Source organism: Mycobacterium heckeshornense, from assembly GCF_016592155.1.
Lineage (GTDB): Bacteria > Actinomycetota > Actinomycetes > Mycobacteriales > Mycobacteriaceae > Mycobacterium > Mycobacterium heckeshornense.
Genome location: NZ_AP024237.1, coordinates 2,091,036 through 2,106,158, shown reverse-complemented (window position 1 = coordinate 2,106,158; position 15,123 = coordinate 2,091,036). Strand labels below are relative to the sequence as shown.

Genomic DNA, 15,123 nt, shown 5'->3' with positions numbered 1-15,123 from the left:
TGAGGTGGCTGATCGGATCACCGAGCAGTTGCGCCGGTATCTGCGCGCGCGCCGCGGCGAGGCCGCCCACATCGGAGCCGACTACGACGCCCTGATCGCCCGCTTAGCGGAGTTCGTGCTCAGCGGAGGCAAACGGCTGCGCCCGCTGTTCGCCTACTGGGGCTGGCGTGCGGTGGCCACCGGGGAAGCCGAGCCGCAACTGCTGCTGTTGTTCGCGGCGCTGGAACTGCTGCATGCCAGCGCGCTGGTGCACGACGACGTGATCGACGCCTCGGCAACGCGCCGCGGCCGACCGACCGCCCACATGACTTTCGCACACGTGCACCGGGCCCGGCACTGGCGGGGCTCGCCGGACCAATTCGGCACGTCGGCCGCCATCCTCCTCGGGGACCTGGCACTGGCCTGGGCCGACGACATCGTCGCCGACGCTGATCTACCGCCCGACGCGCATCGTCGGGTCCGGCGCGTGTGGGCCGATATCCGCACCGAACTACTGGGCGGGCAGTACCTCGATATCGTCGCCGAGGCCAGCGCCGCCGAATCGATCGTGTCGGCGATGACGGTCAATACCTACAAGACCGCCTCTTACACCGTGGTGCGCCCGTTGCAGTTAGGGGCGGCAGCGGCCGCGGATCGACCCGATGTGCATGCGATTTTCCAGCAAGTCGGCACCCACCTCGGGCTGGCGTTTCAGCTGCGCGATGACGTGCTCGGGGTGTTCGGCGACCCGGCCGTCACCGGGAAGCCCTCCGGCGACGACCTGCGGTCAGGCAAGCAAACCGTGTTGGTAGCCGAGGCGATGGCGATGGCGGACCGATCGGATCCGGTGGCCGCCAAATTGTTGCGCTCTTCGATGGGCGTCGACCTCACCGACGCGCAGGTGCGCGAATTGTGCGACGTCATCGACCGGCTCGGCGCGCTGGCTGCGGTCGAACAGCGAATCGACACGCTGACCCGCCGGGCGTTGGACACCTTGGCCGCCGCACCGATCCACACCGCGGCTAAAGCAGGGCTGTCCGAGCTGGCCAAGCTGGCTGCCACCAGATCCGCGTGAGCACTATGTCACCCCCGACGCCGACGCCGACAAGCCGAGCGAGTTCTCCTGCGGGCAAACATCTTTCGCGGTTGCGCGAGTTGGCCTCCGCGTCGGAGGCCCGGCCGGCACTGCTGGGTTTCGCGGGCGCGGCGCTGATCACGGCGGGCGGGCTCGGAGCCGGCAGCACGAAGCCGCATGACCCGCTGCTGGAGTCGATGCACCTGTCGTGGCTGCGATTCGGGCATGGGCTGGTGCTCTCGTCGATTGTGTTGTGGCTCGGCGTCGGCTTGATGCTGACCGCTTGGCTGCTACTGGGCAGGCGGGTGATCGCTGGAGCGGCAACCGAATACACTCTGGTGGCCACGACCGCGTTTTGGCTTGCGCCGCTGTTGTTGTCGGTGCCAGTGTTCAGCCGCGACACCTACTCCTATCTCGCCCAGGGCGCGCTCCTGCGTGACGGCCTGGACCCCTACGTGGTTGCTCCCGTCGACAACCCAAATCCATTGCTGGACAACGTCAGTCCAATTTGGACGATTACCACCGCGCCATACGGTCCGGCGTTCATCCTCGTCGCGAAGTTCATCACGATACTGGTCGGCAATCACGTCATCGCTGGAACCATGCTGCTGCGATTGTGCATGCTGCCCGGACTGGCATTGCTGATCTGGGCCACACCGCGCATCGCGCGTCATCTCGGCGCGGATGCGGCTGCGGCGCTGTGGATCTGCGTGCTCAACCCGCTGGTGATCATCCATCTGATGGGTGGCGTACACAACGAGATGCTGATGGTGGGCCTGATGACCGCTGGCATCGCGCTGACATTCGAGCGTCGCCCCGCCGCCGGCGTGACCCTGGTCGTGGTCGCGGTCGCGGTCAAGGCGACCGCCGGGATAGCGCTGCCGTATTTGGTATGGGTGTGGGCGCGCCACTTGCGCGAGCGGCGGGGCTGTGGGCCGCTGCGGGCTTTCCTTGCGGCGACTGCCATGTCGGTACTGATCTTCGTTGCGGTATTTGCGGTGTTGTCGGCAGTGGCCGGAGTGAGCCTGGGATGGTTGAGTGCGCTTGCCGGTTCGGTGAAGATCATCAACTGGCTGACCGTGCCCACTGCGGTCGCCAACCTGGTCCACGCGCTCGGCGGATGGTTTTTCCCAGTGAACTTCTATGCCGTGCTGCACGTCACCCGCATTGCCGGGATCGTGATCATCGCTGTGCTACTGCCGCTGCTTTGGTGGCGATTCCGCCACGACGACCGCGAGACGCTGATCGGTATCGCGTGGGCCATGCTGGTGGTGGTGCTGTTCGTGCCGGCCGCGTTGCCGTGGTACTACTCCTGGCCGCTGGCCGTGGTGGCTCCGCTGGCCCAGTCACGAACGGCGATCGCCGCGGTCGCGGCGTTCTCGACGTGGATCATGGTGATCTTCAGGCCAGACGGCGCGCACGGGATGTATTCGTGGCTCCATGTGTCGCTGGCAACGGCATGCGCGGTGGTAGCCTGGCATGCGCTGTACCGGACGCCGCAACATCGCCAGAAAGTCGAAAACCCTAGTAGGCCATAGCTTGCGCACGGCGCACCACTTCGCGCGCCTGGTGGGCGTGCAGCGCGTCGACTGGGCGGGCATTGGGCACCGCCTCGCGCGTGCCGTCGTGGGTGATGGTCAGCGACGGATCCGGGGTGAACAGCCAGCGCATGATTTCGGTGTCGCGAAAGCCGCCGTCGTGCAACACCATCAGCAACCCCGGCAGGCTTTTGACCACCTCGCCGGATTCGGTGAAAAAGATCCGCGGCACCACCACATCACCATGGCGGCGCACCGCGATCAGGTGGCCTTCACGCAGCTGCTGGTGAACCTTGCTGAGAGGCACGCCGAGCAACTCGGCGACCCGGGGCAGATCGTAGGTGGGTTCGTCGGGATCGAGAACGTCGTCGCCGGCCGGAATACTGCTCACCGCGTCAAGTCTAGAGCTGGTAGCGGCGCGCTGCGTGCACGTTTCCACACCGGGACCTCGCCGGCACCTACGATGGCCACGTGGCCGCGGCGATCTCGGGGAATGCGCTGGACAACGCGCTGCTCGACGGCCGCTACCGCGTGCAGGCCAAGATCGCCAGCGGCGGCACCTCCACGGTGTACCGGGGCCTCGACGAACGTCTGGACCGCCCGGTCGCGCTGAAGGTGATGGACGCTCGCTACGCCGGTGACCAGCAGTTCCTGACCCGATTCCGGCTGGAGGCCCGCGCTGTCGCGCGACTAAAGCACCCCGGCCTGGTCGCGGTCTACGACCAGGGCCTCGACGGCCGCCACCCCTTCCTTGTGATGGAGCTCATCGAGGGCGGCACACTGCGCGAGCTGCTGGTCGAACGCGGACCGATGCCGCCGCACGCGGTGGTTGCGGTGCTGCGGCCGGTGCTGGGTGGGCTGGCTGCTGCGCATCGGGCCGGCCTGGTGCATCGTGACGTCAAGCCGGAAAACGTGCTGATCTCCGACGACGGCGAGGTGAGGATCGCCGATTTTGGGTTGGTGCGCGCTGTGGCGGCCGCCAAAATCACCTCGGCCAGTGTCATTTTGGGTACCGCCGCCTACCTGTCCCCCGAGCAGGTTCGCGACGGCGACGCGGCGCCGAGCAGCGACATCTACGCGGTCGGAATCCTGGTTTACGAGATGCTGACCGGCCGGACACCGTTTTCCGGCGATTCGCCGCTTGCAGTTGCCTACCAGCGTTTGGATACCGATGTGCCGCCACCCAGCACCGCCATCGACGGCGTTCCCCCGCAATTCGACGAGCTGGTAAGGCGCGCAACGGCCCGCGACCCTGCTGACCGCTATGCCGATGCCCTGCAGCTAGGCGCGGAGCTCGATGCGATCGCCGCAGAATTGGCGCTGCCGAAATTCCGGGTGCCGGCACCACGCAATTCCGCTCAACACCGGTCAGCAGCCTTGTACCACAGCCAAATTCAACAAGACCAGGCCGCAGACCACACGGGGCAGACCACTCGCAAGCTGACTCGTGAATTGCCAACCGAGGAGGATCCCGTTGATTACCAAGCGGTCTCAGGCCAATTCGCCGGCATCGAGCTTAGTGAATTCGCATTGGCGCGGCAGCACGCCCAGCGGATGGTGCTGGTCTGGCTGGCCATCGTGCTGGCTGTCACCGGGCTGGTAGCCGCGGCAGCGTGGACTATCGGAAATAATTTGAGCGGCCTGCTGTAGCTGATGCCCGGCCTTGCTCGAGTTGCTAGTCGCGCAGCATCTCGGCGACGAGGAAGGCCAATTCCAACGATTGCTGAGTATTCAGCCGCGGGTCGCAGGCCGTCTCGTAGCGGCCCGCCAGGTCGGAGTCGGAGATGTCCTGGGCACCGCCAAGGCACTCGGTGACGTCTTCGCCGGTGATCTCGACGTGGATGCCACCCGGGTGGGTGCCCAACGCCCGGTGCACCTCGAAGAAGCCCTGAACTTCGTCGACGATGCGGTCGAAATGGCGGGTTTTGTAGCCGGTCGACGACTCGTGGGTGTTGCCGTGCATCGGGTCGCACTGCCAAATCACCTGATGGCCTGTGGCTTGGACCTTTTCGATGATCGGCGGTAGCAGATCACGGACCTTGTTGTTGCCCAGTCGGCTCACCAACGTCAGCCGGCCCGGCTTGTTGTGCGGGTCGAGCCGCTCGACGTATTCGACGGCCAGCTCCGGCGTCATCGTGGGGCCGATCTTGACGCCGATCGGGTTGGCGATCACTTCGGCGAATGCGATGTGCGCCCCGTCGAGCTGGCGGGTCCGTTCCCCGACCCAAAGGTAGTGCGCCGAAAGGTCGTAGAGCTTCGGCTCGCCGTCGGGCTCCTCGGACAGCCGCAGCATGGCGCGTTCGTAGTCAAGCACCAGCGCCTCATGGCTGGCGTAGATTTCCGCGGTCTGCAGGTTGCGGTCGGCCACACCGCAGGCGCTCATGAACGCTAACCCGCGGTCGATCTCGGATGCCAGCGCTTCGTACCGTGCGCCGGCCGGCGAGGTGCGCACGAATTCGCGGTTCCAGTCGAGCACCCGGTTCAGCGACGCCAGCCCCGACGAGGTCAACGCCCGCACCAGGTTCATCGCCGCACTGGCGTTGGCGTAGGCCCGCACCAGCCGCGACGGATCGTGCTCGCGGGCCGTGGCATCCGGGGCGAATCCGTTGATCATGTCGCCGCGGTAAGACCGCAGGCCCAGCGCGTCGACGTCAGCGGAGCGAGGCTTGGCGTATTGGCCCGCGATCCTGGCCACCTTGACCACCGGCACGCTGGCGCCGTAGGTCAGCACGACTGCCATCTGCAGCAGGGTGCGGATGTTGCCGCGGATGTGAGGCTCGGTGTTGTCGGTGAACGTCTCCGCACAGTCGCCGCCCTGCAGGAAAAAGGCTTCGCCGCGTGCGACTTTGCCGAGCAGCTCCTGCAGCCGCACTATCTCGGACGGCACCGTCACCGGCGGCACGCTTTCCAGGACCGTGCGCATCGCCTTGGCTTGGTCGGCCGGCCAGGTGGGCTGCTGAGCGGCCGGTTTCGCCAGTGCGGCGTCCAGCCGCGCCCGCAAGTCCGCCGGCAGCGGCGGCAGCGCCGGCAGCTGGTCGATCGGGATGTCGACGGTCCAGTTCATCCGTACATGGTAACTGGGCGCGGTGACCGCTCGACCCGCTGAAGCACTCCGACACCGGCCCCGTCAGTGCGCTGCGGCTCCCGCACCGGGGTTGCCCGCCGCAGCGATCAGCCGGAACCGCCGAAGCTGGTCGCGGGCATCGACCAGCGCGTCGTGGGTGTGGGAGGGGCGGCGCGGCATCCGGGGAGACCCGCGGTCCTCCCAGAACTGGCGCAGCTCCCGGGTGAACCGTGGCATCGCCGCCGGCAGCTCCGTCATCGGACCCCACAGCTGGCACAACGCCACGTGGTCGTACGCGCCGACCCAGGCCCACAGCTCGATCGGCTCGCCGTCGTGGATGCGGAAGAATTTCTCGAGGTCGAGGCGGATCTGTGAACGCGACCGCCACAGGTGGGAAGCGGGCGGCGGAAGCTTGGGAAGCACATGCTTGCGCACCCAGCTACCGGCCCGCGCAGCGTCGAACTCGGTGGACACGGCGTAGTATTCGCGGCCATCCTCGGCCGCCACCCCGATCGAGATCAGGTCGATGGTGCGGCCGTCCTCGATAAATTCCGTGTCGTAGAAATACCGCACGGCCGGAGCCTAACTGCCGCCACTGTGGGCTGTGACAGCATGCTGGGTGCCTTCGGGCGGTGGCGGCGCGGCGTGGACTTCGCGGTCGAGTTCCGCGTCGACCATCCGCTCGTCGGGAAGCCGCGGCGTGCCCGCGACCATGTTCTGCAGCCACAGCTTGGCCCCGACAACGGGGCGGCGCAGATTGCGCTCACGCTCCAGCGCCCGCCGCATCTTGTCAAGCTGGGTGTTATACCTCCAACGGGCCCACGGAGCATGCGGACGCGACAACCGGATCGCCCCGACGACCAGCAGCGCGACGAAGAACATGCCGATCAGGCCCGTCCACACCTTGCCCTTGAGCAACACCACCACGGCCAGCGGCGGCGTGAGCACCAGGCCCGCGATTACCGCGGCGTGCATCAGCGGCGAGTGGGTGTCCTGCCAGGCGGCCAGAAAAAACATCAGCGGATGCAAACCGAGCACCAGCAGCCCGCCCACCGCTACCGCGGCGAACACCGCGTCGACTGAGGTGCGACCGTCTTCTTCCCAGTACACGTCGGACAGATGCAGGATCAATGCGTACTCATCGAGGACCAGGGCCGCGCCGATACCGAAAACCGTTGCGGCTAACGTAATTTCGAGTTGATCCCCGGTAATGGACAACGCCACCAGCGTCACCCCGGAGATCATCACAAGGACGACCCCGACAACGACATGGTGGATGTGAACGGACCCGATGTAGAGGTTCCGCGGTTGCCACCATTTCGCGGGCAACCCGGCATCGGCGCGATGACGGATGTAGCGCACGAAGCTGCGCGTCACAGCGAACGTCAGGATGAACGCGACAAGGCAGCACAGCAACGGCAGCCGGCCGCGGTCGATGATGTCGTGTTGCAACCATTCGAGCACCTAAAAAAAGTACGCCCACCGCACGCTCAGCGCCGCTAACCATGCCGCTGGAGATGCAACCACCACCGATAGGGTGTTCTCCGACATGAGCGAACAGCGGTCGCCCGAGATGGGCGCGGGGCGCAGACGGGTAGCCGTCGGGTGGATCGCCGTGTGGTGTGTGCTTCCACTGCTGGTAGCCGCGGCGATGGGCTACGCGGGTTGGCGGCTGCTGGGGCACATCCCCTACCGCATCGACATCGACGTCTATCAAATGGGCGCCCGAGCATGGCTGGACAACCGTCCGCTGTACAAAGACGTTTTGTTCCACACCCCCATCGGGCTGAACCTGCCGTTTACCTATCCGCCGCTGGCAGCGATCGTGTTCTGCCCGTTTGCCTGGTTGCGGATGCCGGCTGCCAGCGTGGCGATCACCTGCACGACCTTGGCGCTGCTGGTCGTCTCGATCGCGATTGTCTTGACCCACCTCGACGTGTGGGCCTCTTCGCGCCTGCTGCCCGGACCAGCCTGGTGGCGGCGGTGGTGGCTGGCGCTGGCCGTGGCGGCGGCCGCGGCGATCTGGCTGGAGCCGATCAAGTCGAACTTCGCCTACGGGCAGATCAACGTCGTGCTGATGACGCTGGTGATCGCCGACTGCCTGGCGCGGCGCACCTATTGGCCACGCGGAGTGCTGCTGGGACTGGGCATCGCGCTGAAACTCACCCCCGCGGTGTTCCTGCTCTACTTTTTGCTACGCCGCGATGGACGCGCCGCGCTGACGGCCCTGGGCTCTTTTGCGGCGGCGACCCTGGCCGGCTTCGTGCTGGCCTGGCCCGACTCCTGGGAGTACTGGACCAACACGGTGCGCAATACCGACCGGATCGGTGCGGCCACGCTGAACACCAACCAGAACATCGCTGGCGCACTCGCGCGGTCCGGCTTGGGTGAACGGGAACGCTTTGTGCTGTGGGTGCTCGGGTGCCTTGTTGTGCTCGCCCTGACGGCATGGGCGACACGGCGGGTGCTGCGCGCCGGTGAGCCGGCCCTGGCGGTGGTCTGTGTCGCACTTTTCGGCCTGGTGGTTTCCCCGGTGTCGTGGTCACACCACTGGGTGTGGATGCTGCCGGCGATCCTGGTAACCGTGGTGCTGGCCTGGCGCCGGCGCAGTGCGGCACTCGCCGCGGTCAGTTGTGCCGGGGGGGTTCTTTCGGTCTGGACACCGATCGACCTGATGCCCAAGCACCACGAGACCGCGGCGGCGTGGTGGCGTCAACTACTCGGCGCGTCCTACGTGTGGTGGGCGCTGGCGGCGATCGTCACCGCCGGGCTCGCTGTCACCGTCCGCGCGGCCACCCTCGAGCCGTCGAGCGCACGGAGACTCGCACCGGTGTCGGTGCAGGCCGGTTAGCCGGCCGCTGTCTCGGGAATCCGGGCCGCGGCTTGGCCACCCGAGGCGGGGTCGACGCCGTTCTGGCCGGTTTTGACTGTGGCGGCGTAGATGTCGACGTACTCCTGCCCGGACAGGCGCATCAGCTCATACATCACTTCGTCGGTGACCGCGCGTTCGATAAACAGGTTGCCGGCCAGCCCCTCGAAACGCGAGAAATCCATCGGCTTGCCGAACCGAACGATCACCTTGCCGAACCGCCACATCTTTGCGCCCGGCGGGTTGACCTCGTCGGTGCCGATCATCGCCACCGGTATGACCGGCACGCCGGTGTGCAACGCCAGCCGGGCCAGCCCGGTCTTGCCTTTGTAGAGGCGGCCGTCAGGCGAGCGGGTGCCCTCCGGGTACATGCCAAGTAATTTGCCTGCTTTGAGCAGCCGCTCCGCGGTGTCCAACGCCGCCTGTGCGGCATCGCCACTGGAGCGGTCGATCGGCACCTGCCCGGTGGTGCTGTAGAACCAGCGGATAAACCAGCCTTTAAGCCCGGTGCCGGTGAAGTATTCCCGCTTAGCCAAAAAGGTGATGCGCCGTCGTACGACCAGCGGGAGATAAAAGCTATCCGCCACCGCCAGGTGGTTGCTGGCCAGTATTGCCGGTCCGGTACGTGGAACGTTTTCCAGCCCTTCGACTTTCGGTCGACCAAGGAGTGCAAGCAAAGGGCCCATGAAGATGTACTTGAATAACCAGTACCACATGAACCCTCCCTCTTACCCACACCCGACGGTGTTCAGCGCCAACTGTACCGACCCAGTGTGGATGCGACCACATGTCGCTTCACGGCGGTCCGGACCCGCAGCCGACCATTGCAGCCGAGCCGTCGGCGAGGCCGCGCGCGTACGATCCGAAACGCGTCCCGTCGTCACGGTCGGGATTCCGGCCGGCGGGCAACCGACCAGAAGGGAGAACCCGTGCCTTTCTGCACGACCCGCGATGGCATCGAGATCTACTACAAGGACTGGGGCAGCGGACGCCCGGTGGTATTCAGTCATGGCTGGCCACTGAACGCCGATGCGTGGGACGATCAAATGAAATGCGTGGCCGACAACGGCTTTCGGGGCATAGCCCATGACCGCCGCGGGCATGGTCGGTCAGCCCAGCCGTGGCATGGCTACGACTTCGACACGTTCGCCGATGATCTCAACGACCTCATCGTCGCGCTGGACCTGCGGGACGTGACCTTGGTGGCGCACAGCATGGGTGGCGGCGAACTGGCCCGCTACATCGGGCGCCACGGCACCGAGCGGGTCCGATCGGCGGTGCTGTTGTCTGCGATCCCGCCGCTGATGGGCCGCACCGATGCCAATCCCGAGGGCGTGCCCGGCGAGGTGTTCGACCGGATCAAGTCCGGCATCCTCACGGAACGTTCCCAGTTCTGGAGGGAGGTGTCCGAGGGCTTCTTCGGCGCCAACCGCCCGGGCAACAAGGTGACCGCCGGTAATCGTGACGCGTTCTGGTTCATGGCCATGCAGGAAAGCATTCAAGCTGGCGTCAAATGCGTTGACGCGTTCGCCGACACCGACTTCACCGAGGATCTCAAGAAGTTCGATGTCCCGACGCTGATCGTGCACGGCGACGACGACCAGGTGGTCCCGATCGATGCGACCGCTCGTAAGTCCGCCCGGATCATCACCAATGCGACCCTGAAAGTCTATGAAGGTGGCTCACACGGCATCGCGCTCGTCCCGGGCGACAAGGAACGATTCAACGCAGACCTGCTGGCCTTCTTGCAACGCTGACGTCCGGGCCGGACCGGCCGGAGCAGCCGCGCTCATTCCTCGACGGTGACGGGGATGCGCTGATACCTGCTGGTCGTCGCGGCGTCGCCCCCGGTATCGGCCATACCGCTGCCGGGCGGGCCGTCCGGCGGTGCCGACCCGTCTAAGTCAGCGACCATCGCGCGGATCACCGTCAACAGCGCGGTGCTGTGCTCGGCGATGACGGTCAGCAGCGGGTGTTGTTCGCCGGTGATCAGGGCAGCCAGCGCGCAGACCGGACACCACACCTGTTGACACCGACCGGTGCCGACTCCGTCGCCCGACGCGCGCGCCGCAGCCGCGCGCACGGCGGGGTCGATCCCGTCCAGGATGGCCTGCGCGAGCTTGCGCAACTCGGGGCCGATCTCAGGGTGAACACCGGTCACAAGCGCCGCTCCTTCTCATCGCCTAGCCAAAGCATCGTCGCCAACGATCACACTGGCCACAGGTCCGGATCGGGCCGGAAACGCACCGTCAGCTCGCAGCCCCGAAGGTGGGCGTCTAGCACCGTGCATCGCCGCAGCACCGACGCCAACCGGACTCGGCGCCGCATTCCGCCGACGCCGATGATCAGGTCGTCATCAACCCGGCCCAAGGTGAGCGCGCCAGAATCGAGTGGGGGCAACCTTAACCGCAATCGGTACACCGAGTTCAGTCCCGATCCCGATTCGAGCTCCACGAGGGGACGCAGCGGCCCGGGCGGCGGGGACCCGTCACGACGGCGGACACTTTCGAGCAGCTCGCCCAGCGCCTTCGGGCCGATGGGTTCACCCGGCAGGTGCGGCGCCAGCACCAGCGCCACATCACCGACGGCGGCGTCGAGTTCGTCGAGGACTGCGTGCTGTTCGCTGATGCGTTCGGCGTACCAGTCGAAAGCGGGATGCTCGGGCAGATTGCGGTACTCGTAGCAATCGTCTTGCACCAAAATCTGGTTCACGATCAACTCGCGGACGCGCACACCCATCAGCGACAGCGAGCCAAGGGTGCGGACCGATTCGGCCGCCACCACACGTTCCGCGGTCAGCACCAGATGCGCACCGACGACGTCACCATTGGTCAGCAGCGTGCTGAGGCGCTCAACGCTGGCGCTGATGCGCTCCAGCAGTTCCGCCAGTGCGGCCAGGCGGGCGTCGCCCGCGGTGATCGCAAGCCTGCGATGACGCGGCCAGGCGCGCTCCACGTACAGCCCGAACGCGGCGGGCAAGGTCAGCATGCGCAACGCGTCCGCCGTGGAGGCACAGTCGACCACGATGTGATCCCACCGCCCGGCAGCCGCCAGTTCGCCCACCTCGTGAAGGCCCAGGACTTCCTGGACGCCGGGCAACGCGGAGAGCTCTTCGGGCGCGATGGTGCCCAGTTCTGACTCTGGAAACCAGCGAGCCAGCGCGTCAACCACGTCGCGCCAACGGGCCTCCAGCAGCGCCAGCGTGTCCAGTGCCAACGCGTCAAGGAAGCCGCCGCCAACGTCGGCGTCATCGGCGAGCACCCGGACGGGGGTGCGCTGACTCGTCGGCGGGACGGCAACGCCCAGCACGTCTCCGAGCGAGTGCGCTTGGTCGGTAGACACCACCAGTACCCGTTGTCCGGCACGGGTGTCCCGCACCGCGGTGGCGGCCGCCAGGGTTGACTTTCCTACCCCACCCTTGCCGACAAAGAGACTGATTCGGGCCAGGGCGGGCGCTGCAGACTCACTCAGCCTCGACTCGTTTCTTCAGGTCCTTCAATGCGGTATCGGTCAGCCGGCGCTCAGCCTTGCGCTTGAGCAAGCCGATCATCGGGACAGCCAAGTCGACCGTAAGCTCGTAGGTGACATCGGTGCCAGATCCGTTGGGCACCAGGCGGTATGCGCCGTCGAGCGATTTGAGCAGCGAGCTCGACACCAGCGACCAGCGGACCGAGGCCCGGTCTTTGGGCCAGTCGTAGGAGAACACCAGGGTGTCTTTGAGGACGGCCGCGTCCATCACAAAGCGCGCCACCCTCGGATAGCCCTCGGCGTCGGTTTCGAGTATTTCGGCCTCTTTGTACTCCGAAACCCACTCGGGATAGGAGCCGATGTCGGCGATGACATCCATCACGGTGCCTGGATCCGCGTCGATGTAGATGGTCTGCGTCGTCTTCTCCGCCACCTGATCGCGTCCTTCTCCCGTAAGCAGGCGGGGCCTCACCTACAGCCTCCCGGCGGGAGACCTTCTGCCCCTTCGGCAGAAACGGTACTCCCGCGACCACGGCCGGGCTAAGCCACCGGAGAAACCCCGATGGGCCGAGACCGCTCTACTGCGGCCTTTACTTCAAAGGCCATCTTCTTGCCGGCGACCCGCCGGCGGTGGGTCATACGGGCCAGATTCATCCGCGCCAATTGCCAGGCGGAGACACCCGAGGGCTCAGCGTGCAGGAAATAGTGCAACAGCACCCCGTCCAGCGACGGCTCCAGCCAAATCTCCATCGTGCCGGTGAGCGCACCGGTCACTGCCCATCTGATTCCTTTGTCGCCACGATCCTCAACGACCTCCAGACGCAAATCAGGCCACCATCGCCGCCAGCTGGCCGGATCGGCGATCGTACGCCCGACCCGCGCGGCGTCGGCCGCTACGAACGTCTCGTCGGCGACCTGGATGCTGTGCACCGTTCCAGCTTCACACAGCGACGCCGACACCCACCAGTCCCCGGCCCGCCTCGTCGCAGGCGGATATGCAATGTGGCGACCCGCCGCGCCCGGCTCCGCCGCGCTTGCGATCGCCCCGGCTCTGATGGTGGCGACCCGCCGCGCCCGGCTCCGCCGCGCTTGCGATCGCCCCGGCTCTGATGGTGGCGACCCGCCGCGCCCGGCTCCGCCGCGCTTGCGATCGCCCCGGCTCTGATGGTGGCGACCCGCCGCGCCCGGCTCCGCCGCGCTTGCGATCGCCACTAGGCTGGGCGGCATCGAACCGGTGATCCCGGATACGTCATGCGAGGTCAAAGCGAGGTCAAAAGAGTGCGTGAGTTTAGTGTTCCCGCCCCGTTTACCGTCGGCGAACACGACAGCATCGTGGCGTCAATCTTTGAACACGAGCGTGACGACCCCGATTACGTGATCTTCCAGCGGCTCATCGGCGGTGCCTGGACAGATGTTACCTGTTCCGCTGTCGCGACTCAAATCCGTTCTGCTGCATGTGGTTTGATAGCATTAGGCGTGCAGCCCGGCGACCGGGTCGCCATCTTTTCGGCCACCCGCTACGAGTGGGCGGTCCTCGATTTCGCGATCTTGTCGATCGGAGCGGTTACGGTTCCGATCTACGAGACGTCGTCGGCCGAGCAGGTCCGCTGGGTGCTGCAGGACTCCGCGGCAGTGCTCGCCTTCGCAGAAACCGACGCACACGCAGCGATGGTCACCGAGCTCACCGGACAGTTGCCCGCATTGCGGCGGGTGTTGCACATCGACGGCTCCGGCCGCAAGGCGCTTGACCAACTCGCGGAGGAAGGCACGTCGGTCGACCCCGGCGAAGTCTCGAGTCGGGTCGAGGCGTTGCGCAGCGCCGACCCGGCGACGCTGATCTATACCTCAGGAACGACCGGCCGGCCCAAGGGTTGTCAACTCACCCATGCCAACCTGGTGTATGAGATTCGCGGTGCCAAAGAGGTGCTGCCCACGCTGTTGACCAAGGGCGAGCGGCTGCTCGTCTTCTTGCCGCTGGCTCACGTACTCGCCCGCGCCATCACCATGGCCGCGTTCGTCAATAAGGTCACGGTCGGTTTTACCAGCGACATCAAAAATCTCGTGCCGATGTTCGGGGTGTTCAAACCGACCATCGTGGTGTCTGTGCCGCGGGTCTTCGAGAAGGTGTACAACACCGCTGCACAAAACGCCGCCAACGAAGGCAAGGGACGGATCTTCGACGTCGCCGCTCAGACTGCCGTCGACTGGAGTAAGGCGCAGGACCGCGGCGGAGCGGGTCTGCTGCTGCGCGCCAAGCACGCCGTCTTCGATCGGCTGGTCTATCGCAAGCTGCGTGCCGCGCTGGGCGGCGAGTGCCGCGCATCCATCTCGGGCGGCGCCCCGCTGGGCGCCCGGCTGGGCCACTTCTACCGTGGCGTCGGCCTCACGGTCTACGAAGGCTATGGACTGACCGAAACCAGTGCGGCCATCACCGTTAACCGGGTGGGCGACTTGAAGATCGGTACCGTCGGAAAACTGTTGCCCGGCAACAGCATGCGCATCGCCGACGACAATGAGCTGCTGGTTCGCGGCGGCGTCGTGTTCAGCGGCTACTGGCACAACGAGCAAGCCACCGCAGAGGCGTTCACCGACGGCTGGTTCAAAACCGGCGACCTCGGCGCCGTCGACGAAGACGGCTTTTTGACCATCACCGGCCGCAAGAAGGAGATCATCGTCACCGCGGGCGGTAAGAACGTCGCGCCCGCGATACTGGAGGACCAGCTGCGCGCTCATCCGTTGATCAGCCAGGCGATGGTCGTCGGCGACGCCCGCCCGTTCGTCGGCGCGCTGATCACCATCGACCCCGAGGCGTTCGAGGGCTGGAAACAGCGCAACAGCAAGGCCGCCGACATGTCGGTGGGTGACCTGGCCACCGATCCCGACTTGGTCGCCGAGGTGGACGCGGCAGTCAAACACGCCAATTTGGCCGTCTCGCATGCCGAGTCGATCCGCAAGTTCCGGATTCTGCCGGTCGACTTCACCGAGGACACCGGTGAGCTGACCCCGACGATGAAGGTCAAGCGCAAGGTGGTGACGGAGAAGTTTGCCTCCGACATCGAGGCCATCTACGCCACCTGAACCGCGAGAAGACGCCAAGGCACCCAAAACGAGCGGTCTCCAGAGGCTTTTG

Annotated in this window: 15 protein-coding genes; 6 read left to right on the top strand and 9 right to left on the bottom strand. The window is 66.1% G+C overall.

The window, feature by feature from the left end; translation table 11 throughout:
* Positions 1–4 precede the first annotated feature (4 nt).
* Complete coding sequence (gene idsA2, locus MHEC_RS10095) at positions 5–1,054, top strand: bifunctional (2E,6E)-farnesyl/geranyl diphosphate synthase (protein ID WP_082169937.1); 1,050 nt, start codon at positions 5–7, stop codon at positions 1,052–1,054.
* Positions 1,055–1,059: 5 nt separating this feature from the next.
* Positions 1,060–2,592 (top strand): alpha-(1->6)-mannopyranosyltransferase A, encoded by a 1,533-nt coding sequence (locus MHEC_RS10090; protein WP_048892067.1) that lies wholly within the window; start codon positions 1,060–1,062, stop codon positions 2,590–2,592.
* Here the strand turns inward: MHEC_RS10090 and MHEC_RS10085 are convergent.
* Entirely contained in the window at positions 2,579–2,983 is a 405-nt protein-coding gene (locus MHEC_RS10085; RefSeq protein WP_048892066.1) for an Rv2175c family DNA-binding protein, read from the bottom strand. The genes MHEC_RS10090 and MHEC_RS10085 overlap by 14 nt on opposite strands.
* Positions 2,984–3,063: 80 nt before the next feature.
* Between MHEC_RS10085 and MHEC_RS10080 the strand changes: the two genes are divergently transcribed.
* Positions 3,064–4,242 (top strand): protein kinase domain-containing protein, encoded by a 1,179-nt coding sequence (locus MHEC_RS10080; RefSeq protein WP_172442178.1) that lies wholly within the window; start codon positions 3,064–3,066, stop codon positions 4,240–4,242.
* A gap of 25 nt (positions 4,243–4,267) precedes the next feature.
* Here the strand turns inward: MHEC_RS10080 and MHEC_RS10075 are convergent, their stop codons facing one another.
* The 3 genes from MHEC_RS10075 to MHEC_RS10065 all read right to left on the bottom strand — a co-directional run bounded on the left by MHEC_RS10075 (position 4,268) and on the right by MHEC_RS10065 (position 7,120).
* Complete coding sequence (locus MHEC_RS10075) at positions 4,268–5,656, bottom strand: class II 3-deoxy-7-phosphoheptulonate synthase (RefSeq protein ID WP_048892065.1); 1,389 nt, start codon at positions 5,654–5,656, stop codon at positions 4,268–4,270.
* Between the two features lie 63 nt (positions 5,657–5,719).
* Entirely contained in the window at positions 5,720–6,229 is a 510-nt protein-coding gene (locus tag MHEC_RS10070) for a polyadenylate-specific 3'-exoribonuclease AS (RefSeq protein WP_048892064.1), read from the bottom strand.
* 9 nt (positions 6,230–6,238) lie between these two features.
* Positions 6,239–7,120 carry a hypothetical protein gene (locus MHEC_RS10065; RefSeq protein WP_048892063.1) on the bottom strand — a complete coding sequence of 294 codons (882 nt, stop codon included), beginning with the start codon at positions 7,118–7,120 and terminating at the stop codon, positions 6,239–6,241.
* A gap of 85 nt (positions 7,121–7,205) precedes the next feature.
* Between MHEC_RS10065 and MHEC_RS10060 the strand changes: the two genes are divergently transcribed.
* On the top strand, positions 7,206–8,507 hold the full coding sequence (locus MHEC_RS10060) for a glycosyltransferase 87 family protein (protein WP_048893472.1): 1,302 nt from the start codon (positions 7,206–7,208) through the stop codon (positions 8,505–8,507).
* On the opposite strand, the gene MHEC_RS10055 is transcribed toward MHEC_RS10060, so the two are convergent.
* The gene (locus MHEC_RS10055; protein ID WP_048893467.1) at positions 8,504–9,241 is read right to left on the bottom strand and encodes a lysophospholipid acyltransferase family protein; all 738 of its coding nucleotides are present in this window, start codon (positions 9,239–9,241) and stop codon (positions 8,504–8,506) included. The genes MHEC_RS10060 and MHEC_RS10055 overlap by 4 nt on opposite strands.
* A 213-nt stretch (positions 9,242–9,454) precedes the next feature.
* Between MHEC_RS10055 and MHEC_RS10050 the strand changes: the two genes are divergently transcribed.
* Positions 9,455–10,282 (top strand): alpha/beta fold hydrolase, encoded by an 828-nt coding sequence (locus MHEC_RS10050; protein ID WP_048893466.1) that lies wholly within the window; start codon positions 9,455–9,457, stop codon positions 10,280–10,282.
* A 32-nt stretch (positions 10,283–10,314) separates the two neighbouring features.
* On the opposite strand, the gene MHEC_RS10045 is transcribed toward MHEC_RS10050, so the two are convergent.
* The 4 genes from MHEC_RS10045 to MHEC_RS10030 all read right to left on the bottom strand — a co-directional run bounded on the left by MHEC_RS10045 (position 10,315) and on the right by MHEC_RS10030 (position 12,923).
* Positions 10,315–10,686 carry a hypothetical protein gene (locus MHEC_RS10045; protein WP_048893465.1) on the bottom strand — a complete coding sequence of 124 codons (372 nt, stop codon included), beginning with the start codon at positions 10,684–10,686 and terminating at the stop codon, positions 10,315–10,317.
* A gap of 47 nt (positions 10,687–10,733) precedes the next feature.
* Positions 10,734–11,996: an ArsA family ATPase gene (locus MHEC_RS10040; RefSeq protein ID WP_071700464.1), complete on the bottom strand. Its 1,263-nt coding sequence runs from the start codon at positions 11,994–11,996 to the stop codon at positions 10,734–10,736.
* Positions 11,989–12,426: an SRPBCC family protein gene (locus MHEC_RS10035; protein WP_048893463.1), complete on the bottom strand. Its 438-nt coding sequence runs from the start codon at positions 12,424–12,426 to the stop codon at positions 11,989–11,991. Before MHEC_RS10035 ends, MHEC_RS10040 begins: the two co-directional genes overlap by 8 nt.
* Positions 12,427–12,533: 107 nt before the next feature.
* A complete protein-coding gene (locus MHEC_RS10030) occupies positions 12,534–12,923 on the bottom strand; it encodes a polyketide cyclase / dehydrase and lipid transport (RefSeq protein ID WP_048893471.1) in 390 nt (129 codons plus the stop codon).
* 348 nt (positions 12,924–13,271) lie between these two features.
* On the opposite strand from MHEC_RS10030, the gene MHEC_RS10020 reads away from it, so the two are divergent.
* Entirely contained in the window at positions 13,272–15,071 is a 1,800-nt protein-coding gene (locus MHEC_RS10020) for an AMP-dependent synthetase/ligase (protein ID WP_048893470.1), read from the top strand.
* Positions 15,072–15,123: the final 52 nt, after the last annotated feature.